The sequence below is a fragment of the Caldovatus sediminis genome (assembly GCF_014644455.1).
Classification (GTDB): Bacteria; Pseudomonadota; Alphaproteobacteria; order Acetobacterales; family Acetobacteraceae; genus Caldovatus; species Caldovatus sediminis.
In genome coordinates this window covers 56,501-80,388 of sequence record NZ_BMKS01000013.1, presented here as the reverse complement: position 1 = coordinate 80,388, position 23,888 = coordinate 56,501, and the positions used below count along the sequence as shown (strand labels likewise).

At 74.2% G+C, this 23,888-nt stretch carries 20 protein-coding genes; 11 read left to right on the top strand and 9 right to left on the bottom strand.

Features of this window, described 5'->3' with window-relative positions; all coding sequences use genetic code 11:
- Positions 1 to 5: 5 nt before the first annotated feature.
- From IEX99_RS17485 to IEX99_RS17465, 5 genes are all read left to right on the top strand, one after another.
- A complete protein-coding gene (locus tag IEX99_RS17485; protein WP_188902674.1) occupies positions 6 to 1,631 on the top strand; it encodes a class I adenylate-forming enzyme family protein in 1,626 nt (541 codons plus the stop codon).
- A gap of 13 nt (positions 1,632 to 1,644) precedes the next feature.
- Positions 1,645 to 2,448: an enoyl-CoA hydratase/isomerase family protein gene (locus IEX99_RS17480; protein ID WP_188902672.1), complete on the top strand. Its 804-nt coding sequence runs from the start codon at positions 1,645 to 1,647 to the stop codon at positions 2,446 to 2,448.
- 833 nt (positions 2,449 to 3,281) lie between these two features.
- On the top strand, positions 3,282 to 5,363 hold the full coding sequence (fusA, locus tag IEX99_RS17475) for an elongation factor G (RefSeq protein ID WP_188902670.1): 2,082 nt from the start codon (positions 3,282 to 3,284) through the stop codon (positions 5,361 to 5,363).
- A gap of 8 nt (positions 5,364 to 5,371) precedes the next feature.
- Positions 5,372 to 5,689, top strand: coding sequence for a hypothetical protein (locus IEX99_RS17470; RefSeq protein ID WP_188902668.1), 318 nt, complete (start codon positions 5,372 to 5,374; stop codon positions 5,687 to 5,689).
- Between the two features lie 76 nt (positions 5,690 to 5,765).
- Positions 5,766 to 6,017, top strand: a complete 252-nt coding sequence (locus tag IEX99_RS17465; protein WP_188902666.1) for a hypothetical protein — start codon at positions 5,766 to 5,768, stop codon at positions 6,015 to 6,017.
- 207 nt (positions 6,018 to 6,224) lie between these two features.
- Here IEX99_RS17465 and IEX99_RS17460 read toward each other — a convergent pair whose 3' ends face one another.
- Positions 6,225 to 6,626 (bottom strand): hypothetical protein, encoded by a 402-nt coding sequence (locus IEX99_RS17460; protein WP_188902664.1) that lies wholly within the window; start codon positions 6,624 to 6,626, stop codon positions 6,225 to 6,227.
- Between the two features lie 98 nt (positions 6,627 to 6,724).
- Between IEX99_RS17460 and IEX99_RS17455 the strand changes: the two genes are divergently transcribed.
- Genes IEX99_RS17455 through der form a run of 3 tightly spaced genes read left to right on the top strand, consistent with a single transcriptional unit; the run spans position 6,725 to position 10,160 of the window.
- Complete coding sequence (locus IEX99_RS17455) at positions 6,725 to 7,381, top strand: tetratricopeptide repeat protein (protein WP_188902662.1); 657 nt, start codon at positions 6,725 to 6,727, stop codon at positions 7,379 to 7,381.
- Positions 7,381 to 8,769 (top strand): outer membrane protein assembly factor BamB family protein, encoded by a 1,389-nt coding sequence (locus IEX99_RS17450; protein ID WP_188902659.1) that lies wholly within the window; start codon positions 7,381 to 7,383, stop codon positions 8,767 to 8,769. The genes IEX99_RS17455 and IEX99_RS17450 overlap by 1 nt, the downstream gene beginning before the upstream one ends.
- Before the next feature lie 26 nt (positions 8,770 to 8,795).
- Positions 8,796 to 10,160 (top strand): ribosome biogenesis GTPase Der, encoded by a 1,365-nt coding sequence (gene der, locus IEX99_RS17445; protein WP_188902657.1) that lies wholly within the window; start codon positions 8,796 to 8,798, stop codon positions 10,158 to 10,160.
- Positions 10,161 to 10,187: 27 nt separating this feature from the next.
- Here the strand turns inward: der and IEX99_RS17440 are convergent, their stop codons facing one another.
- Both IEX99_RS17440 and IEX99_RS17435 read right to left on the bottom strand, forming a co-directional pair.
- A complete protein-coding gene (locus IEX99_RS17440) occupies positions 10,188 to 11,498 on the bottom strand; it encodes an ABC1 kinase family protein (RefSeq protein ID WP_188902737.1) in 1,311 nt (436 codons plus the stop codon).
- A 55-nt stretch (positions 11,499 to 11,553) separates the two neighbouring features.
- Positions 11,554 to 13,410, bottom strand: a complete 1,857-nt coding sequence (locus IEX99_RS17435; RefSeq protein ID WP_188902655.1) for a M3 family oligoendopeptidase — start codon at positions 13,408 to 13,410, stop codon at positions 11,554 to 11,556.
- 124 nt (positions 13,411 to 13,534) lie between these two features.
- On the opposite strand from IEX99_RS17435, the gene IEX99_RS17430 reads away from it, so the two are divergent.
- Complete coding sequence (locus tag IEX99_RS17430) at positions 13,535 to 15,244, top strand: AMP-dependent synthetase/ligase (protein WP_229678104.1); 1,710 nt, start codon at positions 13,535 to 13,537, stop codon at positions 15,242 to 15,244.
- A gap of 591 nt (positions 15,245 to 15,835) precedes the next feature.
- A complete protein-coding gene (locus IEX99_RS17425) occupies positions 15,836 to 17,239 on the top strand; it encodes a CoA transferase (protein ID WP_188902651.1) in 1,404 nt (467 codons plus the stop codon).
- 132 nt (positions 17,240 to 17,371) lie between these two features.
- Here the strand turns inward: IEX99_RS17425 and IEX99_RS17420 are convergent, their stop codons facing one another.
- Positions 17,372 to 17,548: a rubredoxin gene (locus IEX99_RS17420; protein WP_229678103.1), complete on the bottom strand. Its 177-nt coding sequence runs from the start codon at positions 17,546 to 17,548 to the stop codon at positions 17,372 to 17,374.
- A 342-nt stretch (positions 17,549 to 17,890) separates the two neighbouring features.
- Here IEX99_RS17420 and IEX99_RS17415 point away from each other — a divergent pair, with 342 nt between their 5' ends.
- Positions 17,891 to 18,706 carry a hypothetical protein gene (locus IEX99_RS17415; RefSeq protein ID WP_188902647.1) on the top strand — a complete coding sequence of 272 codons (816 nt, stop codon included), beginning with the start codon at positions 17,891 to 17,893 and terminating at the stop codon, positions 18,704 to 18,706.
- 147 nt (positions 18,707 to 18,853) lie between these two features.
- Here the strand turns inward: IEX99_RS17415 and IEX99_RS17410 are convergent, their stop codons facing one another.
- Genes IEX99_RS17410 through IEX99_RS17390 form a run of 5 tightly spaced genes read right to left on the bottom strand, consistent with a single transcriptional unit; the run spans position 18,854 to position 23,880 of the window.
- Positions 18,854 to 20,059 (bottom strand): CaiB/BaiF CoA transferase family protein, encoded by a 1,206-nt coding sequence (locus IEX99_RS17410; protein WP_188902645.1) that lies wholly within the window; start codon positions 20,057 to 20,059, stop codon positions 18,854 to 18,856.
- Positions 20,059 to 21,216 carry an acyl-CoA dehydrogenase family protein gene (locus tag IEX99_RS17405; protein ID WP_188902644.1) on the bottom strand — a complete coding sequence of 386 codons (1,158 nt, stop codon included), beginning with the start codon at positions 21,214 to 21,216 and terminating at the stop codon, positions 20,059 to 20,061. The genes IEX99_RS17410 and IEX99_RS17405 overlap by 1 nt, the downstream gene beginning before the upstream one ends.
- Complete coding sequence (locus IEX99_RS17400; RefSeq protein WP_188902642.1) at positions 21,213 to 21,722, bottom strand: MaoC family dehydratase; 510 nt, start codon at positions 21,720 to 21,722, stop codon at positions 21,213 to 21,215. Before IEX99_RS17400 ends, IEX99_RS17405 begins: the two co-directional genes overlap by 4 nt.
- 17 nt (positions 21,723 to 21,739) lie before the next feature.
- The gene (locus IEX99_RS17395; protein ID WP_188902640.1) at positions 21,740 to 23,407 is read right to left on the bottom strand and encodes a flavin-containing monooxygenase; all 1,668 of its coding nucleotides are present in this window, start codon (positions 23,405 to 23,407) and stop codon (positions 21,740 to 21,742) included.
- 56 nt (positions 23,408 to 23,463) lie between these two features.
- Complete coding sequence (locus tag IEX99_RS17390; RefSeq protein WP_188902638.1) at positions 23,464 to 23,880, bottom strand: Zn-ribbon domain-containing OB-fold protein; 417 nt, start codon at positions 23,878 to 23,880, stop codon at positions 23,464 to 23,466.
- Between the last annotated feature and the right edge of the window lie 8 nt (positions 23,881 to 23,888).

The following is a 23,888-nucleotide window of genomic DNA, read 5'->3' as shown; positions in this document are numbered from 1 at the left end:
GAGCCATGGCCTTCGTCACCCGTCAGGACCCGGAGCGCGCGGCGCGGTGGCGCGCCGCCGGCCAGTGGACCGGCGAGACGCTGTTCGGCCTGCTCGCGGCGCGCGCGAACGCGACGCCGGACAGGGTCGCGATCACCGACGGTACGCGGCGCGTCACCTACCGCGCCCTCGCCGACATGGTGGACCGCATGGCGGCGCGGCTTCGCGCGCTCGGGATCGGCGAGGGCGACGTCGTCGGCATCCAGCTCCCGAACTGGATCGAGTTCGCGCCGGCCTTCTTCTCGCTCGAGCGGCTCGGCGCCGTCGCCGTCACCGTCTCGACCGACTTCCGCCTGCGCGAGCTCGAATACATCCTCCGCTTCAGCGGGGCGCGCGGCTTCGTCTGCTGCGGCGCCTACCGCGGCTTCGACCACCTCGCCATGGCGGCGGAGCTGAAGGCGCGGCTGCCGGGCCTCGCGCTGCTCGGCAGCCTGCGCGCCGGGGCGCGCGAGGGGATCGTCCCGCTCGACGACGTGATCGCCGCCGAGGGGCCGCCGCCGGGCTTCGTGCCCGCGCGCCAGTCGGCCGACGCGGTGATGCGCATGGCCTTCACCTCCGGCACCACGGGCAACCCGAAGGGGGTGATGCACAGCCACAACACGACCCTGCCTGCCGCGCGCATCCTGAACGGCGACCTCGGCCTCGGCGAGCGGGACCGGATGATGATCTGGCTGCCGCTCGGGCTGAACTGGGGCTATCTCACGCTGGTGCAGGCGGTGATGGCGGGCGCGACGGCGGTGCTGCTCGAGCGCTTCGCCGCCGCGCCGGCGCTCGCCCTCCTCGCCGCCGAGCGCTGCACCTACGTCCCGACGGCGCCCGCCTCGCTCACCGCGATCCTGCAACTGCCGGAGCTGGCGCGGACCGACCTCTCGGCGCTGCGCCTCGTCGTCTCCGGCGGCGCCTCGGCGCCGGTCGAGACCATCCGCGCCTGGCGCGCCGCCGCGCCGGGCCACTTCCTCGAGCTCTACGGCATGCTCGAGACCGGCTTCCACACCTACACCCGCCCGGGCGACGACCCGGAACGCGTCGCCGGCTCGGTCGGACGCGTCGCCAGCCACATGGGCCTGCGCCTGCTCGACGCCGAGGGCCGGGACGTGCCGCACGGCAGCGAGGGCGAGATCTGCTGCGAGGGCCCCTCGGTGCACCTCGGCTACCACAACAACCCGCAGGCGAACGCGGAGGCGTTCACCGCGGACGGCTGGTTCCGCACCGGCGACCTCGGCTTCCTCGACGCCGACGGCAACCTGCGCATCAGCGGCCGCGTCAAGGAGATGATCAACCGCGGCGGCAAGAAGTTCTTCCCGCGCGAGGTCGAGGAGGTGCTCTACGCCCACCCCGCCATCCTCTACTGCGCCATCGTCGGCCTGCCCGATCCGCGCCTCGGCGAGCGCGCCTGCCTCTGCGTCGTGCCGAAGCCCGGCCAGGCGCCGCCGACGCTCGAGGACATCCTGCGCTTCCTCGGCGACGGCTTCGCCACCTACAAGCTGCCCGAGCGCCTCGTCCTCCTCGACGAGCTGCCCTTCACCCCCACCGGCAAGATCCAGCGGCATCGCCTGGTCGAGGCGATCCTGAAGCGAGACGCCGCCGCCTGACGGAGACGACCCCGTGCCCTACGACGCCCTGCCCGACATCCTCGCCGAGCGGCCGCATCCGCGCGTGCTGCGCCTCACCATCAACCGTCCGGACCGGATGAACGCGCTCTCCCCCGCGATGCACCGCGCGCTGACCGAGGTGTGGCGCGAGATCGACGCCGACGGGAGCGTCTCCGTCGTCATCGTCACCGGTGCCGGCCGCGCCTTTTCCGCCGGCGGCGACCTCGACCTCGTCTCCCGCATGAACGCGGACTTCGAGACGCGCATCCGCGTCTGGAAGGAGGCGCGGGACATGGTCTACAACATGATCGGCTGCTCCAAGCCGATCATCTCGGCGATCAACGGCGCGGCGGTCGGCGCCGGCATCGTCCTCGCGCTGATGTCGGACATCACCATCGCCGGCCACTCGGCGCGGCTGATCGACGGGCACACCAAGCTCGGCGTCGCCTCCGGCGACCACGCGCCGATCATCTGGCCGCTGCTCTGCGGCATGGCGAAGTCGAAGTACTACCTGCTGACCTGCGACCCGCTCGACGGGCGCGAGGCGGAGCGTATCGGCCTCGTCTCGCTCTGCGTGCCGGACGACGAACTCCAGGCCAGGGCGCTGGAGACCGCGGTGCGCCTGGCCGAGGGGCCGCAGAGCGCGATCCGCTGGACCAAGCTCGCGCTGAACAACTGGCTCCGGCAGGCGGGCCCGATCTTCGAGGCGGCGCTGGCGATGGAGTTCATGGGCTTCACGGGACCGGAGCTGCCCGAGGGGGTGGCGGCGCTGCGGGAGAGGCGCGCCCCGCACTTCCCGCCGGGAAGCCCGGTGTGACCGTCGCGGGTCGCCGCGGCCGCGGCGTCGGCGCGGCGGGGCCGTGACGGCGCGCTGGACGGGGCGCTGCAGGCGGCGCGGACCGGGCGCAAGACGGCGGAAGCCCGGGGAGAGCGGGGCCCCTCGCCTGGGCGGAGCGGCTTCCCGGCGACATCCGCGCGGCCCCGGAGCCGACGGAGGCCAGGCTCCGCTACGAGCAAGCCCGCGGAATCGCCGGCGCGCCGGGCATGCGGTCGCAGCTCACGCTGGCCCGCGGCGGGCCGGGGTGGCTCCGGCGCCCGCTCCGAGCCGCGGGCGGCCCCTCGCTTCCGTGGCGGCGAGCGTCGCGCGCGGGCAGACGGGCAGATGCGGCGCAGGGTGCGGCCGGTTCCGAGCGCGCGCGTGCCGGCATGTCTCCGCTCGTCCGGCACACCGTGCCCGTCCGTGCCGCCCTGCCGATTCGTTCCCTCCCTCGCGCCAGGGCCGCCCGGCCGGCGGGTAACGCTCGCCGCGCCTGGCGCGACGGGACCGTCGCCGATCCGGACCGAGATCGGACCGCGGCAGGCGCCCCGGTCCGCCGGCCCGACCTGCTGCTGCGCCGGTTCCGGGCGCGGGCAGGCGAGGCGACGCGGGCGCGGCGGATCGCCCCATGCGACGCCCAGCCCTGCGCCCCGTGCCGGCCGGCATGCGTCCATCAAGGGCCGAGCCCCCGCCGGGGCGCTTGCAAATCCCGCCCCGATTGCGCATCTGTCCGCCCGGAAGTCGGTAGCCAACCCCTTTTCCGAACCTGACCGCGGGCGGCGCAGGGCAGATCCCCCTGCGATCGGGCCCGTTTTCGCGTATGGAGGCCCACCGTGGCGCGCACCCCGCTCGACCGGATCCGCAATATCGGCATCACGGCCCACATTGACGCCGGCAAGACCACCACGACCGAGCGCATCCTCTACTACACCGGCCGCTCCCACCGGATCGGCGAGGTGCACGACGGCACCACGACGACCGACTACATGGAGCAGGAGCGCGAGCGGGGCATCACCATCACCTCCGCCGCGGTCACGGCGGAGTGGAAGGGCCACCGGATCAACATCATCGACACGCCGGGCCACATCGACTTCAACATCGAGGTCAACCGGTCCTTGCGCGTGCTCGACGGCGCCGTCTTCATCATCGAGGGCGTGGCCGGCGTGCAGCCGCAGTCCGAGACCAACTGGCGCCTCGCCGACCGCTACAACGTGCCGCGCATCATCTTCATCAACAAGCTCGACCGCACGGGCGCGGACTTCTACCGCGCCGCGGAGACGCTGAAGGAGAAGCTCGGCATCACCTGGGTCGCGCTGCAGCTCCCGATCGGGATCGAGGACAGCTTCAAGGGCGTCGTCGACCTGGTCGGGATGAAGGCGCTGATCTGGGAGGGCGACGAGCTCGGCGCCAAGTTCCACGAGGCGCCGATCCCCGACGACCTCAAGGACCGGGCCGCCGAGTACCGCCAGCTCCTGCTCGACACCGCGCTCAGCGTGGACGACGCGGCGATGGAGGAGTACTTCGACAAGGGCGACGTCTCGGTCGAGACGCTCAAGCGCTGCATTAAGAAGGGCACGATCAGCGGCGCTTTCCGGCCCGTCCTGTGCGGCACCGCCTTCAAGAACAAGGGCGTGCAGCCCCTGCTCGACGCGGTGATCGACTACCTGCCCTCGCCGGTGGACATCCCGGGCATCAAGGTCGCCGCCGCCGAGGGCGAGGAAGAGGAGGCCGAGCGCCGCGTCATCAAGGCCGACGAGAAGGCGCCGTTCGCCGGGCTCGCCTTCAAGATCATCAACGACAAGTACGGCAACCTGACCTTCGTGCGCGTCTATGCGGGCGTCGCGCGCACCGGCGACATGGTCCTCAACACCACCAAGGGCCACCGCGAGCGCATCGGCCGCATGTTCCAGATGCACGCCGACAAGCGCGAGGAGATCAAGGAGGTCTACGCCGGCGACATCGTCGCCTTCGTCGGGCTGAAGGACACCGGCACCGGCGACACCCTCGCCGACCCGGCCGATCCGGTCGTGCTCGAGCGCATGGCCTTCCCGGTCCCCGTCATCGACATCTCTGTCGAGCCGAAGACCAAGGACGCGATCGAGAAGATGACGATCGGCCTGCAGAAGCTGGCCGGCGAGGACCCCTCCTTGCGCCTGCGCACCGACCCGGAGACCGGCCAGACCATCCTCTCCGGCATGGGCGAGCTGCACCTCGAGATCGTCATCGACCGGCTGAAGCGCGAGTACGGCGTGGAGGCCAATGTCGGCGCGCCGCAGGTCGCCTACCGCGAGACCATCACGCGGCCGCACACCGAGGTCTACACGCACAAGAAGCAGACCGGCGGCTCCGGCCAGTACGCCGAGGTGAAGATCGTCTTCGAGCCGCTCGAGCGGAACCAGGGCATCGTCTTCGAGAACCAGGTCGTCGGCGGCGCCGTGCCGAAGGAGTACATCCCGGCGGTCGAGAAGGGCATCCGCGCCCAGGCCGACACCGGCGTCCTCGCCGGCTTCCCGACGGTGGACTTCAAGGCGACGCTGGTGGACGGCAAGTACCACGACGTCGACTCCTCGGCCCTCGCCTTCGAGATCGCCGCCAAGGCCTGCTTCCGCGAGGGCATGAAGAAGGCCGGGCCGGTGATCCTGGAGCCGATCATGGACGTCGAGGTGACGACGCCCGCGGACCACGTCGGCGACGTGGTGGGCGACCTCAACCGGCGCCGCGGCGTGATCCAGAGCCAGGACATGGCGGGAACCTCGGTCATCGTCCGCGCCCATGTTCCGCTCAAGGAGATGTTCGGCTACATTTCCAACCTGCGGGGCATGACCAAGGGGCGCGCGAGCTTCTCGATGCAGTTCCACCACTACGATCCCGTGCCGCGGCAGATCGCGGACGAGATCATGGCCAAGAGCGCCTGAGGCGGCGCATGCGGCTCCGCTGGGTGCGCGGCCGCGCGGCGGAGGGGGACGGTCCGGACGACCCGGACCGGACCCGGGAATGGGTTGGTTGCGACGACGCGGGCGAGGCCATCGCCCGCGTCGTTCGCGTTTCGGGGCCCGTCCGGGCCGGCTGGCGGCTGCGCTACGCCGTCGCCCGCGACGCGGAGGCGCGCGTGGTGGAGCTCCGCCCCCCGGTGGACCGGAACCGCCGCTGGCTGATCGTGATCGGGGGCCGGGTGGTCGGGCGGGCCGCCCTGCCGCTGCAGGCGGTGCGCGGCGCGGAGGCGGCTCTCGGCGGGGGCTGATCCGCTTCGCGCTTGTCGGGCCGGCGCGGCGCGCGCCATCATGGCGGCACCGCAACACGCGCCGGAAGGCAGGCCCATGCGCATCCCGGCCGCGGCGACCCTCGCCGCCCTCGCCGTGCTGGCGACGCCGACGGCGGCGTCGGCCAGCTACTATGTCTATTGCGCCAACGGGAGGATCGAGGTGGACGGGCGCGATCCGGAGCAGATGCGCAACGCCCGCGGCTCCAACGTCTGCCAGATGGGCCCACGCTTCGACTACCTCTCGGACGCCCAGGAATTCGCGCGGAGGAATTTCGGCGGGGCCGGGCGCGCCTGCTCCTGTCGCTGAGCAGGATGGGGACCGCCCGCGGCCGCGCGGGAACCGGCGAGGACTCCTGCGCGGCGGCCGCGCCGGGCCGGGCGCGGTTGCCTTTCGCCTCGGCCGCGTCCTGACCCGCGCGGCCGGTCCCCGCGGCGGTCGCCACGGCTGGAGGCGGCCGGAGTGGCCGCCCGCCCCGTGAAAGCCCGCTCGCACCCGCGCCCGGCCCGCTGCCCCTCAGAACAGGCCGGGCCAGCGCCCCTCACGGTGGCGCTCCGGCGGTTCCGCCCCGGCGGCGGGCGGCTCGGGCCGCGATCCCGGTCCGTCAGCCACGCCGCGATAGGGTGGCCAGGCGTGCGGGGGCGCGGCGCGCCAGCAATCCACCGCGCCGAGGCTGCGGGTGCAGACGGGTGGCGGCACGGGCGGCGGCTCCTCCGGCCGGCAGTAGGGTTCGCCCCGGTCCAGCCGCACCACCGAGCAGTCGCGCCCGGTCACCGCGGACACCAGCACATCGCCGATCGCGCGGTCGAACACCATCACCGACGCCGCCTCCGCCGCGGCCCAGGGCGCGAGCGCGGCGCAGCCGGGGAGCAGCAACGGCGACAGGCAGAGCGCAAGGAGCGGGACGAGCGGACGCATGGCCGCCGACCGTTAGCGCGCCGGGCTTAACGCACCGCGAAGGCCCCGCTATGGTCCGCCGCGCCGTTCCGCCGTGTCGCTCCCAGGAGTCCCTGCCCTTGCCCGACATCTTCGACGAAGTCGAGGAGGATCTCCGCGCCGAACGCGCCGCCCGGTTCTGGCAGCGCTTTGGCGGCCTGATCATCGGCGCGGCGCTGCTCGCCGTGCTCGGCGTCGGCGCCTGGCAGGGGTGGGGCTGGTACCAGCAGCGCCAGGTCGCCGCTGCCGCGGCCTCCTACCTCGCCGCGGAGCGCGACGCCGCGACCCCGGGCGCCGACCTCAAGGCAGCGGCCGAGCGATTCGCGCAGCTCGGGCGCGACGCCGCCGGCGGCTACCGCGCCCTCGCCCGGCTGCGCGCCGCGGCGCTCAAGGCCGAGACGGGGGATCGCGAGGCGGCGCTGGCGCTGTGGGACCAGATCGCGCGCGATTCCGCCGTGGACCCGCTCTATCGCGACCTCGCCACCTTGCTCTTCGTGCTGCACTCGCTCGATGCGCCCGGCGCCGATCCGGCCGCGCTCGCCGCGCGCATCGCGCCGCTGACCGGACCGGACAGCCCCTGGCGCGCCTCGGCCCAGGAGGTCGCCGCCCTGGTGGCGCTGAAGCGCGGCGAGCGCGAGCAGGCGCGGCGCATGCTGCAGGCATTGGCCGAGGACGTCACCGCGCCTCAGGGGGTCCGCGGCCGGGCCGGCCGCATCGCCGCGGGGCTCGGAAGCTGATGCGCGCCCCGAAGATTCCCGCCGCCGGCCCCGGCCGCCGCGCCCTGCTGCTCGCCTCCGCCGGCCTGCTCGGCGGCTGCGAATGGCTCGACGACCTGTTCCGCGAGCGCAAGGTGCCGCTCGCCGGCGAGCGTCGCTCGGTGCTCAGCGCGGTGCAGCGCGCCGGCCTCTCCGTGGACGAGGGCCTGCAGGCGCGCGCCGTGAGCCTGCCTCCGCCGACGCCGAACGCCGACTGGCCCCAGGCCGGCGGCGCACCCAGCCACGCGCCGGGCCACCTGGCGCTGGACACGGGGGCGGCGGGCAGCGGCGGGTCGCTGCGCGAGGCGTGGCGGTCCTCCTTCGGCTCCGGCTCCGGCTATCGCCGCCGCATCACCGGCGCGCCGATCGTCGCCGGGGGCACGGTCTATGTGGTGGACGCCCTCGGCATCGTCTCCGCCTTCGACGCCGCGACCGGCGCCCGGCGCTGGCGCCTGGACAGCCGGCCGGAAGAGGAGCGCGACGGCGCGGTGGGCGGCGGCGTCGCCTTCGACGCCGGCACCCTCTACGTCGCCTCGGGCCTCGCCGAGATGCTCGCCGTGGACCCCGCCGAGGGCGGCGTGCGCTGGCGCACCCGCCTGCCGGCGCCGACCCGCGGCGCGCCGACCGTCGTGAACGGGCGCATCTTCGTGCCGACGATCGAGAACCAGCTCCTCGCCCTGTCCGCGGAGGACGGGCGCCGGCTCTGGACCCACCGGGCCAGTCCGGCGACCGCCGTGCCGCTCGGCCTGCCGGCCCCGGCGGTGGAGGGCGACACGGTGGTCGCCGGCTTCGCCTCCGGCGAGCTGTCGGCGCTGCGCGCCTCCGACGGGCGAGTGCTGTGGACCGAGACGCTCGCGGCCGCGGGGACGAGCACGCTCGCCGAGATCGCGGGCATCCGGGCCCTGCCGGTCGTCGACCACGGCCGCGTCTTCGCGGTCGGCATGGGCGGCCTCTCGATCGCCATCGACCTGCGCTCCGGCCGGCGCCTGTGGGAGCGCGAGGTCGGCGGGACCGAGGCGCCCTGGTCGGCCGGCGAATGGCTGTTCCTGCTGAGCCGCGACGGCGAGCTCGCCGCGATCGGCGGGGAGAACGGCCGCGTGCGCTGGGTGACCGACCTGCAGCGCCCGCGCGAGGGGCGGCGCGACCCGCCGCCTGCCCACTGGGCGGCGCCCGTGCTGGCGGGGGGCCGGATCCTCGTCGCCGGCAGCGGCGGCGAGATGGTGGCGGTCGAGCCGACCGACGGCCGGATCCTCGAGCGGCGGCGGCTGCCGGGAGGGGTCACGCTGCAGCCGGCGGTGGCGGGCGGGACGCTCTACCTCGCCACCGACGACGCCACCCTGGTGGCGCTGCGCGGAGCCGCCTCAGCCTGACGCGCCCGAGGCGCGTTGGCCGTGTCATGACCAAGCGGATTCCCACCGTCGCCATCCTCGGGCGCCCGAACGTCGGCAAGTCCACGCTGTTCAACCGGCTGGCCGGGCGGCGGCTCGCCATCGTGGACGACACCCCGGGGGCGACGCGCGACCGCAAGGAGGCAGAGGCGACGGTCGCCGGGCGGCCGGTGCGCCTCCTCGACACCGCCGGGCTCGAGGAGGCGCCGCCGGAGACGATCTCCGGCCGCATGCGGGCCTCCTCGGAGGCGGCGCTGCGCGAGGCGGACGTGGCGCTGTTCGTGGTGGACGCGCGCGCGGGCATCACCCCGGCCGACCGCGCCTTCGCCAACTGGCTGCGCCGCGCGCGCAAGCCGGTGCTGCTGGTGGCGAACAAGGCGGAGGGGCGCCTCGGCGGGCAGCAGGCGATGGAGGCCTACGAGCTCGGCCTCGGCGACCCGATCCCGGTCTCGGCGGAGCACGGCGAGGGGATCGGCGCGCTGCACGAGGCGATCGCCGAGGCCCTGCCGGCCGAGGAGCAGGCCGGCGGCGCGGCGGAGGAAGGGGAGCGCCCGCTCCGCCTCGCCATCGTCGGGCGGCCGAACGCGGGCAAGTCCACGCTGCTCAACGCGCTGGTCGGCGAGGAGCGGATGCTCACCGGCCCGGAGCCGGGCCTGACCCGCGACGCCGTCGCCGTGGCGTGGACGGACGAGACCGGCGGGCAGGTGCGGCTCGTGGACACGGCGGGGATGCGCAAGCGGGCCCGCGTCTCCCGGGGCGCCGAGCTGGAGCAGATGGCGGTCGGCGCCGGCATCGCCGCGCTCAAGGAGAGCGAGGTGGTGGTGCTCGTGCTGGACGCGCGGCTCGGGATGGACGAGCAGGACCTGCGCATCGCCCGGCTGGCCGAGCGCGAGGGCCGGGCGGTGGTGATCGCGCTGAACAAGTGGGACGCCGTCGAGGACCGCGCCGCGGCGCGCAGGCGGCTCGACGACGTGCTGGCGACGAGCCTGCCCCAGCTCCGCGGCGTGCCGGTGGTGCCGATGTCGGCGCTGACCGGGCAGGGCGTCGAGAAGCTGATGCCGGCGGTGCGCGCGGTCCACGCGCTGTGGAACAGGCGGGTCGGCACCGGCGAGCTGAACCGCTGGCTGGAGGCGGCGAAGGAGCGCCACCCGCCGCCCGTCGTCGCCGGCAGGCGGATCAGGCTGCGCTACGCGACGATGCCGAAGGCGCGGCCGCCGACGATCGTGGTGTTCGGCACGCGGACCGCGGAGGTGCCGGAGGACTACCGGCGCTACCTGGTGAACAGCTTCCGCGAGGCCTTCGACATGCCGGGCGTGCCGATCCGGCTGCAGTTCCGGGCGACGCGCAATCCCTACGCGGAGGAGGAGGGCTGAGATCCGCCGGCGGCGCCCGCCCGGCCCTCAGGCCGCCCCCGGCACCCCCGCCTCGCGCAGCGCCGCCGCCTGGCGCTCGGCGACCTTCGCCTCGTCGAAGTCGGCGATCAGCTCCTGGAACAGGCGGTGCCAGTTCAGCTCCGCGCGCAGGCGCAGGAAGACGCTGCCGAGGCCGACCGCGGCGCGGTCCATCAGCACGAACTCGCGCGGCGGGCGCACGCCGCCGGTGCGCTTCAGGCCGGCGTGCACCTGCTCCGCCACCTTGCGCCCGTAGGCGGGGTCGTCGCTGAGCTGGATGCGGCGCACGCGGTCGTCGAGCAGCGGCTCGTAGAGGAAGCGCGCCCACAGGTTCAGCACCGCCATCTTCTCGCGCGAGAGGCCGGTGAAGCCCCAGGACTCGTAGGCGGCGTGCGCCTTGTCGTCGTCGCGGTCGCGCACCGCCTCGTAGAGCATGATCACGCCGGTGACGAAGCGGGCGGCGAAGACGCGGATGGCGCCGAAGTCGAGCAGGTTGATGCCGTGCTGGTCCGGCCGCACCTGGTAGTTGCCGAGGTGCGGGTCGCCGTGGATCACGCCGTAGCGGTAGAAGGGCACGTACCAGGCGCGGAACAGGGCCTCGGCATAGCGGTTGCGCTCCTCCTGCGGCGGATCCTCCTCGAGCCGCCTGAGGATCGGGCGCCCCTCGAGCCAAGTCATGGTGAGCAGACGGCGCGTGCAGTAGCCCTCGATCGGGCGCGGTACGCGGATGGCGGGCTCGCCCGCGAGCATGATGCCGTAGAGGCGCATCTGCGCCGCCTCGCGCAGGTAGTCGAGCTCCTCGCGCAGGCGCTCGCAGAGCTCCTCGTACACCTCGTCGTGCTGGATGGCGTTGTCGAGCCGGCGGTAGAGGTGCATCGCCAGGCGGAGCTGGCGGAGGTCCGCCTCCACCACGCTCGGCATGTCCGGGTACTGCAGCTTGCAGGCGACCAGCGTGCCGTCGGGCAGCACCGCCCGGTGCACCTGGCCGAGCGAGGCCGCGGCCGCCGCCTCGCGCTCGAAGCGCGCGAACCTGCGCTCCCAGTCCGGCCCCAGCTCGGCCGCCATGCGCCGGCGCACGAAGGGCCAGCCCATCGGCGGCGCGTTGGCCTGCAGGGTGGCGAGCTGCGCGGCGTATTCGGCGGGCAGCGCGTCCGGGATGGTGGAGAGGAACTGCGCCACCTTCATCAGCGGGCCCTTCAGCCCGCCGAGGATCGCCTTCAGGTCCTCGGCATGCGCCGCGCGGTCGGTCTTGATGCCGAGGAAGCGCTCGCCGGCGACGCGCGCGGCGATGCCCCCCACCGCGCCGGAGGTGCGCGCCATCCGGCGCAGCTCGCCGAGCAGCGTGCTCTCGCCGCGCTCCCCCCCGCGCGTCGCGTCAGACACCGCCCGCCTCGAGCTCGTCGATGAAGCCCGCGATCACGTCGAGGCCGCGCCGCCAGAAGGCGGGGTCGGAGGCGTCGAGGCCGAACGGGGCGAGCAGCTCCTTGTGCCGCCTGGTGCCGCCGGCGCGCAGCATGTCGAGGTACTTGGCCTCGAAGTCCGGCACCGCGCCCTCGCGGTAGGCGCCGTAGAGCGCGTTCACCAGGCAGTCGCCGAAGGCGTAGGCGTACACGTAGAAGGGCGTGTGCACGAAGTGCGGGATGTAGGCCCAGTACACGCCGTAGTCCGGCGTCAGCTCGAAGGCCGGGCCGAGCGATTCCCGCTGCACCTCCATCCACAGCTCGGCGATCCGCTCGTGCGCCAGCTCGCCCCTGCGCCGCCGCTCCTCGTGCAGCAGGGTCTCGAAGCGGTAGAAGGCGATCTGGCGCACCACCGTGTTGAGCATGTCCTCGACCTTGCCGGCGAGCAGGGCGCGGCGGCGGCGCGGGTCGCTCTCGGCGTCGAGCATGGCGCGGAAGGTCAGCATCTCGCCGAACACGCTCGCCGTCTCGGCCAGCGTGAGCGGCGTGCCGGACATCAGGTAGCCCTGCTCGGCGGCGAGGATCTGGTGCACGCCGTGGCCGAGCTCGTGCGCGAGCGTCATCACGTCGCGCGGCTTGCCGTGGTAGTTGAGCAGCAGGTAGGGGTGCGCGCTCGGCACCGTGGGATGGGCGAAGGCGCCGCTCGCCTTGCCCGGCCGCAGCGCCGCGTCGATCCACGGCCGCTCGAAGAAGCGGCCGCCGATCTCGGCGAGCCGGGGACTGAAGGCGGCGTAGCTGTCGAGCACGCGCCGCACCGCCTCCCGCCACGGCACGAGGCGGTCCTCCTCCTCCGGCAGCGGCGCGTTGCGGTCCCAGTGCCGCAGCTTCTCGAGGCCGAGCCAGCGCGCCTTCAGCGCGTAGTAGCGGTGCGAGAGGCGGGGATAGCTCTCCCGCACCGCGGCGACCAGCGCGTCCACCACCTCGTCCTCGACCATGTTGGCGAGGTTGCGCGCGCTGGTCGGGCGCGGGTAGCGGCGCCAGGTGTCCACGATCTCCTTGTCCTTGGCGAGGACGTTGGTGATCAGCGCGAACAGCCGGATCCGCTCGCCGAAGGCCTGGGAGATGCCCTTCGCCGCCGCCTCGCGCACCGCGCGGTCGCGGTCCGAGAGCTTGTTCAGCGCCGCCGAGACGGTCAGCTCCTCGCCCGCGACCGACACCCGCATGGCGGCGACGGTCTCGTCGAACAGGCGGTTCCAGGCGGCGCGGCCGGTGACCTCCTTCTCGTGCAGCAGCTTCTCGAGCTCGTCGGAGAGCTGGTGCGGGCGGAAGACGCGCAGGTCGCGCAGCCAGGGACGCCAGCGCGCGAGCGCGGGGCTCGCGGCGAGCTTCGCCTCCAGCGCCGGCTCCTCCAGCCGGTTCAGCTCCAGGGTGAAGAACAGCAGGTGCGAGGAGATCGCCGTCACCCGCTCCTGCACGGTCTGGTAGAAGCGCCCGTTGGCGGGATCGGCGGCGTCGCCCGAGAAGACGAGCTGGGCGTAGGACATGGCCCGGCCGAGGCGCTCCTCGATCCGCTCGTACTCGGCGATGGCGGCGGCGAGGGCGTCGCCCTCCATGGCGCCGAGCCGCCCGGCGTGGCGCCCGGCGAAGGCCTTCGCCTCCGCCTCGGCGCGGTCGAGGTCGGCGGCGAGCGCCGGATCGTCCGGGGCGCGGTAGAGGTCGGAGAGATCCCAGGCCGGAAGCGGCCCGAGGGCGTCGGAGGCGCCGGTGTCCAGCGGGGCGCGGACGGCAGCGGCGGCGCGGGGGGCGGGATGTGCGTGGGTCACGTTGCCCATATAAGCCCTGGCGCGTGGTGGCGCAGGGGGGCATCGCGCGCCAGAATGGGGCGGCAACGCAACGAGGGGAGCGTCCGGGCGAAGCATGCCGTACGTGCGGGGGAACTGGCCGACTCTCCCGGCCATGATGCTGGCGCGCGCCCGGGAATGGGCCGAGCGGCCGATGCTGCGCCACTGGCGCGACGGCGCCTGGCAGCGCGTGCTGTGGGGCGAGTTCGCGCACCAGGTCGCCGCGGTGGCCGCCTTCCTCCGCGCGCACGGCGTCGCGCCCGGCGACCGGGTGCTGATCGTCAGCGAGAACCGGCCCGAGTTCCCCGTCGCCGACACGGCGGTCATGGCGATCGGCGCGGTCTCGGTGCCGACCTACACGACCAATACCGTCGCCGACCACGCCCACATCCTGCGCGATTCGGGCGCCTCCGCCGCCATCGTCTCGACGCGCCGCCTGGCCGAGCGCGTGCTGGCCGCGGCAGCGGAGAGCGGCGCCGGCCTCGCCCTGCTGCTCTGCTGCGAGGACCCGCCGGCCGCGCCGGACGGCACGGCCGCGCACCGGTGGGCGGAGGCGCTCGCCAGCCCGGGCGACCTCGCCATGCTGGAGGCGGAGGCGAACGCCGCACCGGGCACCCGCCTCGCCTGCCTGATCTACACCTCCGGCACCGGCGGCGCGCCGAAGGGCGTGATGCTGCCGCACCGCGCCATGCTGGCCAACCGCGAGGGCGTCCGGGTGCTGGCCGAGCGGCTCGACTTCTTCGGCGAGCGCTACCTCTCCTTCCTGCCGCTGTCGCATTCCTACGAGCATACGGTGGGCGGCTTCCTGCTGCCCTCGCTCGGGGTCGAGGTGGTCTATTCTCGGGGCGCCGACCGCATCGCGGCCGAGCTGCAGGAAATGCGGCCCGCCGTCATCACCGCCGTGCCGCGGCTGTTCGAGGTGCTGCGCGCGCGCATGCTGGCGCAGCTCGAGAAGGAGCCGGCGTTCCGGCGCCGGCTGTTCGAACGGGCCGTGGAGCTGGGGCTGCGGAAGATGGACGGGCCGCCGCTCGGGCCGCTCGAGCGCGCGCAGGACGCGGTGCTGGAGCGGCTGGTGCGCGCCCGGGTGCGCGCGCGCTTCGGCGGGCGGCTGCTGGCGCTGGTCTCGGGCGGGGCGCGGCTCGATCCCGACCTCTCGGGGTTCTTCCTCGCCCTCGGCGTGCCGGTGATCCAGGGATACGGGCAGACGGAGGCGGGGCCGGTGGTCTCGGTGAACCCGCCCTGGGCGAACCGGCGCCACACCGTGGGGCCGCCGCTCGCGGGCGTGGAGGCGCGCATCGCCGAGGACGGGGAGCTGCTGGTGCGCGGCGACCTCGTCATGGACGGCTACTGGAACAACCCGGAGGCCACCGCGGCGGCGCTGCGGCCGGCGGCCGGCGACCCGCCCGGCGCGCCGCCCTGGCTGCACACCGGCGACATCGGCGCGATCGACCCGGACGGCTACATCCGCATCACCGACCGTAAGCGCGACTTCATCAAGACGCTCGGCGGCGAGATGGTGAGCCCGGCGAAGATCGAGGGCCTGCTGATGGCCGAGCCGGAGATCGCCCAGGCGGTGGTCGCGGGCGAGGGCAAGCCGGCGCTGGTCGCGCTGGTGGTGCCGGCAGAAGGCATGGAGGGGAAGGTGGCGGAAGCGATCGAGCGGGTGAACGCCAGGCTCTCCGCCGTCGAGCGGGTGCGGCGCTGGACGACCGCCGAGCCCTTCACCGTCGACAACGGGCTGATGACGCCGACGATGAAGGTCCGGCGGCGGGCGGTGATCGAGCGCTACGCGCCGGTGCTGGAGAGGCTGCATCGGCGGGAGTGACGGGGCGTGCCCTCGTCGCCGCCGGTCGCGCCCGCCGCCGCGCCGGCGATCCTGCGCTGCGCCGGCGCGGACGCGCGGTCGGCGCCGGCCGATCCGGTCTGTGGCCTTCGCGGCCGTCTCCGCGCCGACGCCGGCAAGCGCGGCGGCATCGCGCACCGACGGAGAGCGGCGATCGGAAGGCGCCGAACCGCGATCGGTCCGAACGCCGCCTGCTCCAGGGGCAGGCAGCCCTGTCCGCCATACGGGCCGGCGCACCGGATCTCGGGAGCGTCGCCTTCCGCTGGGCGCGATGGCCGGAAGCGCTGGCCGCGGCGCGGCGCGGTCCGGCGTGCAGGCCGAGGCGCCGATGCGGCGCTTCGCTGGCGACCAGGCGCCGGAATCCGCCATCGCGATGGGCCCGCACGCGGACTTCCCGCCGGACATGCGAGCCGGCCGGGCACCGCTCCCGCCATTGCCCGCCACCCACCGCGCCTGCCAGGATGCCGGCGCGGTGCGGGCAAGCGGGGGATGCGGCGGCGCAGGCTGGATGTGCGCCGTCGCCCCCGCGCGCTCCAGCCGCAGGAGCGCCCGACGCCGCGCAGGAGACGCCGCATGCCCCTGATCCCGCCCGCCGATGCCCTGTCCGGCCTCTGGCGCGCAGCCGGCCTCGACCCCGGCGCGCTGGATGCGGTGGAGCTCGCCGGGCGCGAGCCCGTGCAGCCTTCCACCTACGCTGTCGGCACCGCGGCGCAGGCCTCGATCGCCGCCGCGGGCCTCGCCGCGGCGGAGGTCTGGCGGGCGCGCACCGGCCGCGCGCAGCGCGTCGCCGTGGACATGCGCCACGCGGCCGCCGAGTTCCGATCCGAGCGCTACCTGCGCATCGACGGCAAGCCGGCGCCCGAGCTCTGGGACAGGATCGCGGGGCTGTATCAGGCGGGCGACGGGCGCTGGCTGCGCCTGCACACGAACTATCCGCACCACCGCGACGGCGTGCTGCGCCTGCTCGGCTGCGACCGCGACCGCGCGGCGGTCGCCGCCGCGCTCGGCCGCTGGGCGGCGGAGGAATTCGAGGCCGCCGCCGCCGCCGCGGGCCTCGTCGTCACCATGGCGCGCAGCACGGAGGAATGGGATGCGCACCCGCAGGGGCGCGCCGTGGCGAGCCTGCCTGTCCTGCTGATCGAGCGCATCGGCGAGGCGCCGCCCACCCCCCTCCCCGCCGGCGCGCCGAGGCGCCCGCTGGAGGGCGTGCGGGTGCTCGACCTCACCCGCGTCATCGCCGGGCCGGTCTGCGGGCGGACGCTGGCGGCGCATGGGGCGACGGTGATGAACGTGACCGCCGCGCACCTGCCCTCCACGCCGACGCTGGTGATCGACAACGGGCGCGGCAAGCTCTCGACCCACCTCGACCTGCGCGCGGAGGCGGGCCGCGAGACGCTGCGCGGCCTCGCGGCGCAGGCGGACGTGTTCGTGCAGGGCTATCGCCCGGGTGCCATCGCCGGGCACGGCTTCGCGCCGGAGCAGGTGGCGGCGATCCGACCGGGCATCGTCTGCGTCTCGCTCTGCGCCTACGGCCATGACGGGCCCTGGGCGGGCCGGCGCGGCTTCGACTCCCTGGTGCAGAACGCCAACGGGATGAACCTCGAGGAGGCCGCCGCGGCGGGGGAGAGCAGGCCGAAGCCCCTCCCCTGCCAGGCGCTGGACCATGCCTCGGGCTACCTGATGGCGCTCGGCGCGATGGCCGGCCTGCTGCGCCGCGCGCGCGAGGGCGGGAGCTGGCACGTGCGCGTCGCGCTTGCGACGACGGGCCACTGGATCCGCTCGCTGGGGCGGGTGGAGGACGGCCTCGCCTGTCCGGAGCAGCGCTTCGAGGACATCGCCGACCTCCTGGAGGAGAGCGACAGCCCCTTCGGGCGCCTCACCACGGTGCGGGACGCGGCGCGCCTGTCGGAGACGCCGCCCTTCTGGGCGCTGCCCTCGGTGCCGCTCGGCACGCACGCGCCGCGCTGGCCGCGCTAGAGCGGATCGCGGATGGCCGGAACGGGCCGCGCGCGTGCCTCTGCTCTGCGAACACCGCGCGAGGGCCGTCGCGACGAGCGCGGCCGAGCGAAACCGGTCCCAGCGGCGCGGCGTTCCGCGGCGGGCGGAAAGTCAGCCCGCCTCGCGCATCTCGAAATCGTCCTTGCCGGCGCCGCAGTCCGGGCAGGTCCAGGTCGCAGGCACGTCCTGCCAGCGCGTGCCGGGCGGCAGCCCCTCCTCCGGCAAGCCGGCGGCCTCGTCGTAGCGGAAGCCGCAGAGCGCGCACTCCCAGATCTTGAAGGACGGCACTTCGGTCTCCGTCGAAGGGGATGGCCGGGCTCCGCCCTCCCCGGGCGTGTCGCGGCGGCGCATGCCTGCGCTCCCTGGCGATTGCAGCGCCTTGCCGGGCGGGCTGGCCGGGGCGTGCGCGCTTGCGCCCTCCGCGACCCCACGCCCGCGCGCCGGCGAGCCGCGCGGGCGGGGGGAGGATGGCACGATCGCCACGAACGACGCGCGCCGCATGGGCATCCCTTGGTCCACAGCGGCTCGGACCGGCCGCGGCTTGCCGCCGGCCCGGCCACCGCCGCATAGTGCGGTGCCGGCCGTGTCCTCGCAACGATGACGCCGGCCCGGCCGGGAGGAGGCGGAACCATGATCTACGCGACGGCCACCGCGGAGGCGGCGCCGACGCGCTTCGCCCGCACGACGCCGGAGGGCGGCACGATCTGGCGCACCGACTACTTCGGGCCCACCCCCTCCCAGAAGGGCTCGAATTCGGTCGATCCCGACGCGCCCAACACGAACGAGTACGTCGAACCGGCGCCGGGCGAGGTGAGGCCGCCGCAGGCCTTCCTGGTCGAGCAGGACCCGCGCGCGATCGTGCATCCGCACTTCCACTTCGTGGACCAGTTCCAGGTCGTGGTGGACGGCATCGGCACGATCGGCAAGCACCCCATCAAGCCGATCATGGCGCACTTCGCCGGCGCCTGCACCGCCTACGGCCCGATCACGCCGGGCGCGGAGGGACTGCGGTACTTCACGCTGCGTGCCAGCGCGGACGACACCGGCGCGCAATTCCTGCCCGCGGCGCGCGGCAAGATGCGCAAGGGCCCGAAGCGTTACGTGCTCGCCGACCCGCTGCTGCCCTCGGAGCCGGCGGCGCTGCGCGCCCGGCGCGAAGCGGCGGTGGAGGTGGCGCTCCGCGAGCCCGACGGGCTCGCGATCCTGATGCTGCGCGTCCCGCCGGGGGGACGGCTCGACGCACCGGATCCCGCGACAGGCGCCGGACAGTCGATGATCGTCACCGCGGGGACGATCCTGCACGGCGGCAAGGTCCTCGATCGGCTCTCCGCGCTGTTCGTCACCGCGGACGAGCCGCCGCTCGCCGTGCGGGCGGGCCCGGAAGGCGCCGAGCTTCTGGTGCTGCAGTATCCGAGGCGGATCGAACCAGCCGCTGCCGACGCCTAGCGCCGATCACGGACGGCTGGAAACAGCGGGGGGCGTGAACCAGCCCGACGAACACCGAGCGGGAGCCGTTGCGGCGAACACGGCCGGGCGAAAAACGGCTCTGGCGCGCCGCCTCGATCCGGCATCCCAGGTCGCGCGTCCCGAGCCTCATCGGACGGCGCCGCGGCGGCGCAGGTCCGCGATGGCGTCGCCATCGAGCCCGAGGCGCCGCAACACCGCCTCGGTGTCCGCGCCGAGCGCGGGCGCGGCCCTGGTCGGCGGCAGGCGGCCGTCCACGCGCACCGGTCCGGTCAGCATCCGCACCGGCGGACCGCCCTCCGCCCGCGCGAATTCGGCGACGCCGCCGCGCTCGCGCACGAAGGGGTTGTCGAGCGCCTGGCCGACGTCGAGCACCGGCGCGGCCGGCACGGCGCCGCCGATCGCCTCCAGCCACTCGGCCGTGGTGCGCTCGGAGAAGGCGGCGTCGAGCAGCCCGGTCAGCGCGGCGCGGTTCTCGAGCCGGGCGCGGAAGGTCGCGAAGCGCGGATCGGCGGCCCATTCCGGGCGGCCGAGCCGCTCCGCCAGCACGGGCCAGAACTTCTCCTTGTTGCACATGATGAAGATCCAGCCGTCGCGCGTGCGGTAGAGCTGCGAGGGCGTGAGCGAGGGATGCGCCCCGCGCGGCTCCCGCCCCTGCACGTGGCCGCCGTTCAGGTACCAGGCGGCGAGATAGGTCAGGTTGTGCAGCGCCGTGTCGAACAGGCTGACGTCGAGGTCCATCCCGCGCCCCGTCGCGCGCGCGCCGACGAGGCCGGAGACCAGCGCGAAGGCCGCCATCAGCCCGGTCATCATGTCCACGACCGAGACGCCGAAGCGCGCCGGCGGCCCGTCCGGCTCCCCGGTCAGCGAGAGGTAGCCGGCCTCCGCCTGCATCAGGTAGTCGTAGCCGGGCCAGGAGCGGCGCGAACCGTCGCGGCCGTAGGCGGAGAGGTGCGCGCAGACGAGGCGCGGGTTGACCTCCTTCAGCGCCTCGTAGGTGAGGCCGAGCCGCTCCGGCAGGTCGCCGCGCAGGTTGTCGAGCATCGCATCGGCGTGGCGCAGCAGCTCGCGCAGCAGGCGCATCCCCTCGGGGTGCTTCAGGTCCAGCCCGACGCTGCGCTTGTTGCGGTTGAAGGCCTGGTGGAAGTGGCTGTCGCCGGGCGCGAAGAAGAACGGGCCGACCAGGCGGCCGACATCGCCGCCTTCCGCCGGGTTCTCGATCTTGATCACCTCCGCGCCGAGGTCGGCGAGCAGCATGGTGCCGAAGGGGCCGGCGCCGTACTGCTCCACCGCGATGACGGTCACGCCGTCGAGTGGCAGCGGGCGATGCTCCATCAAATGCGGTTCCGCTCGATCAGGCGCTTCGCGATGACGAGGCGCTGGATCTCGTTCGTCCCCTCGCCGATCACGAGGAGCGGCGCGTCGCGGTAGAGGCGCTCGACGACGAACTCCTTGGAGTAGCCGTAGCCGCCGTGGATGCGCATCGCCTCCAGGCTGTTCTCCACCGCCGCCTCGGTGGCGAAGAGCTTGGCCATGCCCGCCTCGTAGTCGCAGCGGTCGCCGCGGTCGAGCGCCTGCGCGGCCTTCTCGGTCAGCAGCCGCGCCGCCTCCACCCGTGTGGCCATGTCGGCGAGCTTGAGCGCGATCGCCTGGTGCTCGTGGATCGGCCTGCCGAAGGTGCGGCGCTGCTGGGCGTAGCGCACCGCCTCGTCCAGCGCGCGCTGGGCGACGCCGACGCCGCGCGCGGCGACGTTGACGCGGCCGAGCTCGAGCCCGCTGATGGCGCAGGCCATGCCCTGGCCCTCGCCGCCGAGCAGCCGGTCGGCGGGCACGCGGTAGTCCTCGAACACCAGCTCGGCGCTGTCAATGCCCTTGTAGCCGAGCTTCTCCAGCCGCCGCCCGACGCGGAAGCCCGGGCCCTTCTCGGCCAGCAGCATGGACATGCCGCGGTGGCGCGGCTGCGCCTCCGGATCGGTCTTGACCAGCAGCGCGAAGCAGCTCCCGAAGATCCCGTTGCTGATCCAGGTCTTGGTGCCGTTGACGACGTAGTGGTCGCCCTCGCGCCGCGCCGTGGTGCGGATCGCCTGGAGGTCGGTGCCGCAATCGGGCTCGGTCAGCGCCAGGCCGCCGCGCAGCTCGCCGGTCGCGAAGCGCGGCAGGAAGGCGCGCTTCTGCGCCTCCGTGCCCATGCGGTCCACGATCCGCGCCATGATCAGGTGCGAGTTGACGATGCCGGAGAGCGACATCCACTCCGCCGAGATGCGCTCGATCACCTTCGCGTAGGTGGAGGGCCGCAGGCCGAGGCCGCCGTATTCCGCCGGGATCACCGCGCCGAACAGGCCGAGCTCCTTCATCCGCTCGACGATCTCGGCCGGGTATTCGTCGGCGTGCTCGAGCTTCGCGGCGACGGGGCGGACGTGCCGCTCCAGGAAGCGGTCCACGGCGTCGAGGATCAGGCGTTCCTGCTCCCCGGTGTCGGGCGAGGCGCTCATGGCCCGCGGTATCCGCGGCGCGGCATCAGGCTCGCGCGCTCGAAGGTGAGGAACACGGTGCCGTCCGCCTTGTAGCCCTCGGTCCGCGTGGTGACGATGCCCTGGCCGGGGCGCGAGCGGCTCTCGCGCACCTCGAGCACCTGCGTGCGGGCATAGATCGTGTCCCCCGGGAAGACCGGCGCGACCAGGCGGACCTCCTTCCAGCCGAGATTGGCGATGGCGTTGAGGCTGATGTCGTTCACCGTCATGCCGGTGACGATGGCGAGCGTCAGCGCGCTGTTGACCAGCGGCCTGCCGAACTCCGAGCGGGCCGCGAAGGCGGCGTCGCAGTGGATCGGGTGCTGGTTCATGGTCAGCAGGCTGAACTGGATGTTGTCGGCCTCGGTGATGGTGCGGCCGGGCCAGTGCTCGAACACCTGGCCGGGGCGGAAGTCGTCGAGGAAGTTGCCCCGCTCCCGCCCCGCCACCGCGGGTCCCGGTCGCGTCCCCGTCTCCGATGTCGCCATGGCGCGTTCGCCCGTCCTCACTGCGCCGCCGCGGCGGCCGCCTGCGGCGCGCTCATCCGGAACCCCGGATAGCCCTGCGCCGCGATCGCGTCGCACTCCTCGCGATAGGTGCCGACGCCGCCGACATAAGGCATGAACACCCGCGGCTTGCCGGGGATGTTCGCGCCCATGTACCAGGAATTCGCCTTCGGATAGAGCGTGCGGCCGCCGACCTCCGCGACATGCGCCACCCAGGCGTCCTCCGCCTCCTGCGTCGGCTCGATGCAGGTGGCGCCGCGCGCGCGCATGTGGACGAGGCAGTCGGAGAGCCAGTCCACGTGCTGCTCGATCGAGACCATCATGTTGCTGAGCACGGAGGGGCTGCCCGGCCCGGTGATCAGGAACAGGTTGGGGAAGCCCGCCACCATCAGGCCGAGATGCGCGCGCGGCCCCGCCGCCCACTTCTCGCGCAGCGACGCCCCCGACCGGCCGCGGATGTCCACCGCCAGCACGGCGCCCGTCATCGCGTCGAAGCCGGTGGCGAAGACGATGCTGTCCGCCGCGAACTCCGCGCCGCCGCGCAGGCGCAGCCCCGTCGGCGTGATCGCCTCGATCGGCGCGGAGCGCACGTCCACCAGCCGGACGTTCGCGCGGTTGAAGGTCTCGTAGTAGTGCGTGTCCACGCAGATGCGCTTGGTGCCGATCGGGTGGTCGCGCGGCTGGAGCAGCGCGGCGGTGGCGGGGTCCCTGACGATCCCGGCGATCTTGCCGCGCACGAACTCCGCCGCGGTGTCGTTGGCCTGCTGGTTGCGCAGCAGGTCCGCGAAGGCGCCCATGAAGGCGGTGCCGCCGGCGGCCCAGCGCTCCTCGTACACCCGCCGCCGCTCCTCCGGCGGAACGTCGAGGGCGGAGCGCTCGTCTATGTGGTAGAGGATGCCGGTGCGCATCATGCGCGCCCTGCGCCGGTGCGCCGCGTAGTCGGACTTCCACCAGCGCTCGTACGCCTCGTCCATCGGCCTGTTGCGCGAGGGGATGCTGAAGTTCGGCGTGCGCTGGAAGACGAAGAGCTGCTTCGCCTGCTCCGCGATCACCGGAACGGCCTGGATCGCCGAGGAGCCGGTGCCGATCACGGCGACGCGCTGGCCGGTGAAGTCCACCTCCTCGTGCGGCCAGCGGCCGGTGTGGTAGGTGCGGCCGCGGAAGCTCTCGATCCCCGGGATGTCCGGCACGCGCGCGGAGGAGAGGCAGCCCGTCGCCATCACGCAGTAGCGCGCCGAGAGGCGGTCGCCGCGGTCGGTCAGGACCAGCCAGCGCCCGGCCGCCTCGTCGAACCGCGCGGCCGTGACGCGGGTGTTGAAGCGGATGTCGCGGCGCAGGTCGAAGCGGTCGGCGACGTGCTCGGCGTAGCGCAGGATCTCCGGCTGCGCGGCGAAGCGCTCGGACCAGCGCCATTCCTGCTGCAGCCTCTCGTCGAAGGAGAAGGAGTACTGCATGCTCTCCACGTCGCAGCGCGCGCCGGGGTAGCGGTTCCACCACCAGGTGCCGCCGACGCCGCCCGCCGCCTCGATGATCCGCGCCGTCATGCCGAGGCCGCGCAGGCGGTGCAGCATGTAGAGCCCGCCGAACCCCGCGCCGACGATGACCGCGTCGAGCGCCTCGGTGGACTCGCCGGTGGCCTGGCCCGGCCGGGTCGTCAGGTCGTGCATGCCGCTCGCTCTCCGACGTTCCATGTGTCCCGCACCGCCGCCGGGGCGGCAAGCGGTCAGTCGGCCGGACGGAAGACCGGCAGGGTCAGGCCCTCGCCATTGTCCTCGAAGCCGATGCGCAGCGGAAGCCCGACGCGCAGCGCCTCCGGCCCCATGCCGCGCAGCCGCGCGAGCATGCGCACGCCCTCGGGGAGGTCGGCGGTGACGAGGGTGTAGGGCAGCTCCGCCTTGAAGGCGGGATGGAAGGGATGGTGCGCCACGGTCCAGCTGTGCACGCTCGCCCGGCCCGAGGCCTCGATCCATTCCACCGCGAAGGAGTGGCAGGCGTCGCAGAGGGGGCGCGGATAGTGCCGCACCCGGCCGCAGTCGGCGCAGCGCTGCAGGAGCAGGCGATGCGCGGCGACGCCCTCCCAGTAGGGGCGGGTGTCGTCGGAGGGCTCGGGCCGCGGCTTCGGCGGGATCGCATCGGACATGGTCGGCC

What these genes read in the sequence shown, in the direction of transcription:
- IEX99_RS17485 (WP_188902674.1), top strand. Translation starts at nt 6, where the DNA reads ATGGCCTTCGTCACCCGTCAGGACCCGGAGCGCGCGGCGCGGTGGCGC.
- IEX99_RS17470 (WP_188902668.1), top strand. Translation starts at nt 5,372, where the DNA reads ATGCGGCTCCGCTGGGTGCGCGGCCGCGCGGCGGAGGGGGACGGTCCG.
- IEX99_RS17465 (WP_188902666.1), top strand. Translation starts at nt 5,766, where the DNA reads ATGCGCATCCCGGCCGCGGCGACCCTCGCCGCCCTCGCCGTGCTGGCG.
- IEX99_RS17460 (WP_188902664.1), bottom strand. Translation starts at nt 6,626, where the DNA reads ATGCGTCCGCTCGTCCCGCTCCTTGCGCTCTGCCTGTCGCCGTTGCTG.
- IEX99_RS17450 (WP_188902659.1), top strand. Translation starts at nt 7,381, where the DNA reads ATGCGCGCCCCGAAGATTCCCGCCGCCGGCCCCGGCCGCCGCGCCCTG.
- der (WP_188902657.1), top strand. Translation starts at nt 8,796, where the DNA reads ATGACCAAGCGGATTCCCACCGTCGCCATCCTCGGGCGCCCGAACGTC.
- IEX99_RS17440 (WP_188902737.1), bottom strand. Translation starts at nt 11,498, where the DNA reads ATGGCGCGCACCTCCGGCGCGGTGGGGGGCATCGCCGCGCGCGTCGCC.
- IEX99_RS17435 (WP_188902655.1), bottom strand. Translation starts at nt 13,410, where the DNA reads ATGGGCAACGTGACCCACGCACATCCCGCCCCCCGCGCCGCCGCTGCC.
- IEX99_RS17430 (WP_229678104.1), top strand. Translation starts at nt 13,535, where the DNA reads ATGATGCTGGCGCGCGCCCGGGAATGGGCCGAGCGGCCGATGCTGCGC.
- IEX99_RS17425 (WP_188902651.1), top strand. Translation starts at nt 15,836, where the DNA reads ATGCCCCTGATCCCGCCCGCCGATGCCCTGTCCGGCCTCTGGCGCGCA.
- IEX99_RS17415 (WP_188902647.1), top strand. Translation starts at nt 17,891, where the DNA reads ATGATCTACGCGACGGCCACCGCGGAGGCGGCGCCGACGCGCTTCGCC.
- IEX99_RS17410 (WP_188902645.1), bottom strand. Translation starts at nt 20,059, where the DNA reads ATGGAGCATCGCCCGCTGCCACTCGACGGCGTGACCGTCATCGCGGTG.
- IEX99_RS17405 (WP_188902644.1), bottom strand. Translation starts at nt 21,216, where the DNA reads ATGAGCGCCTCGCCCGACACCGGGGAGCAGGAACGCCTGATCCTCGAC.
- IEX99_RS17400 (WP_188902642.1), bottom strand. Translation starts at nt 21,722, where the DNA reads ATGGCGACATCGGAGACGGGGACGCGACCGGGACCCGCGGTGGCGGGG.
- IEX99_RS17395 (WP_188902640.1), bottom strand. Translation starts at nt 23,407, where the DNA reads ATGCACGACCTGACGACCCGGCCGGGCCAGGCCACCGGCGAGTCCACC.
- IEX99_RS17390 (WP_188902638.1), bottom strand. Translation starts at nt 23,880, where the DNA reads ATGTCCGATGCGATCCCGCCGAAGCCGCGGCCCGAGCCCTCCGACGAC.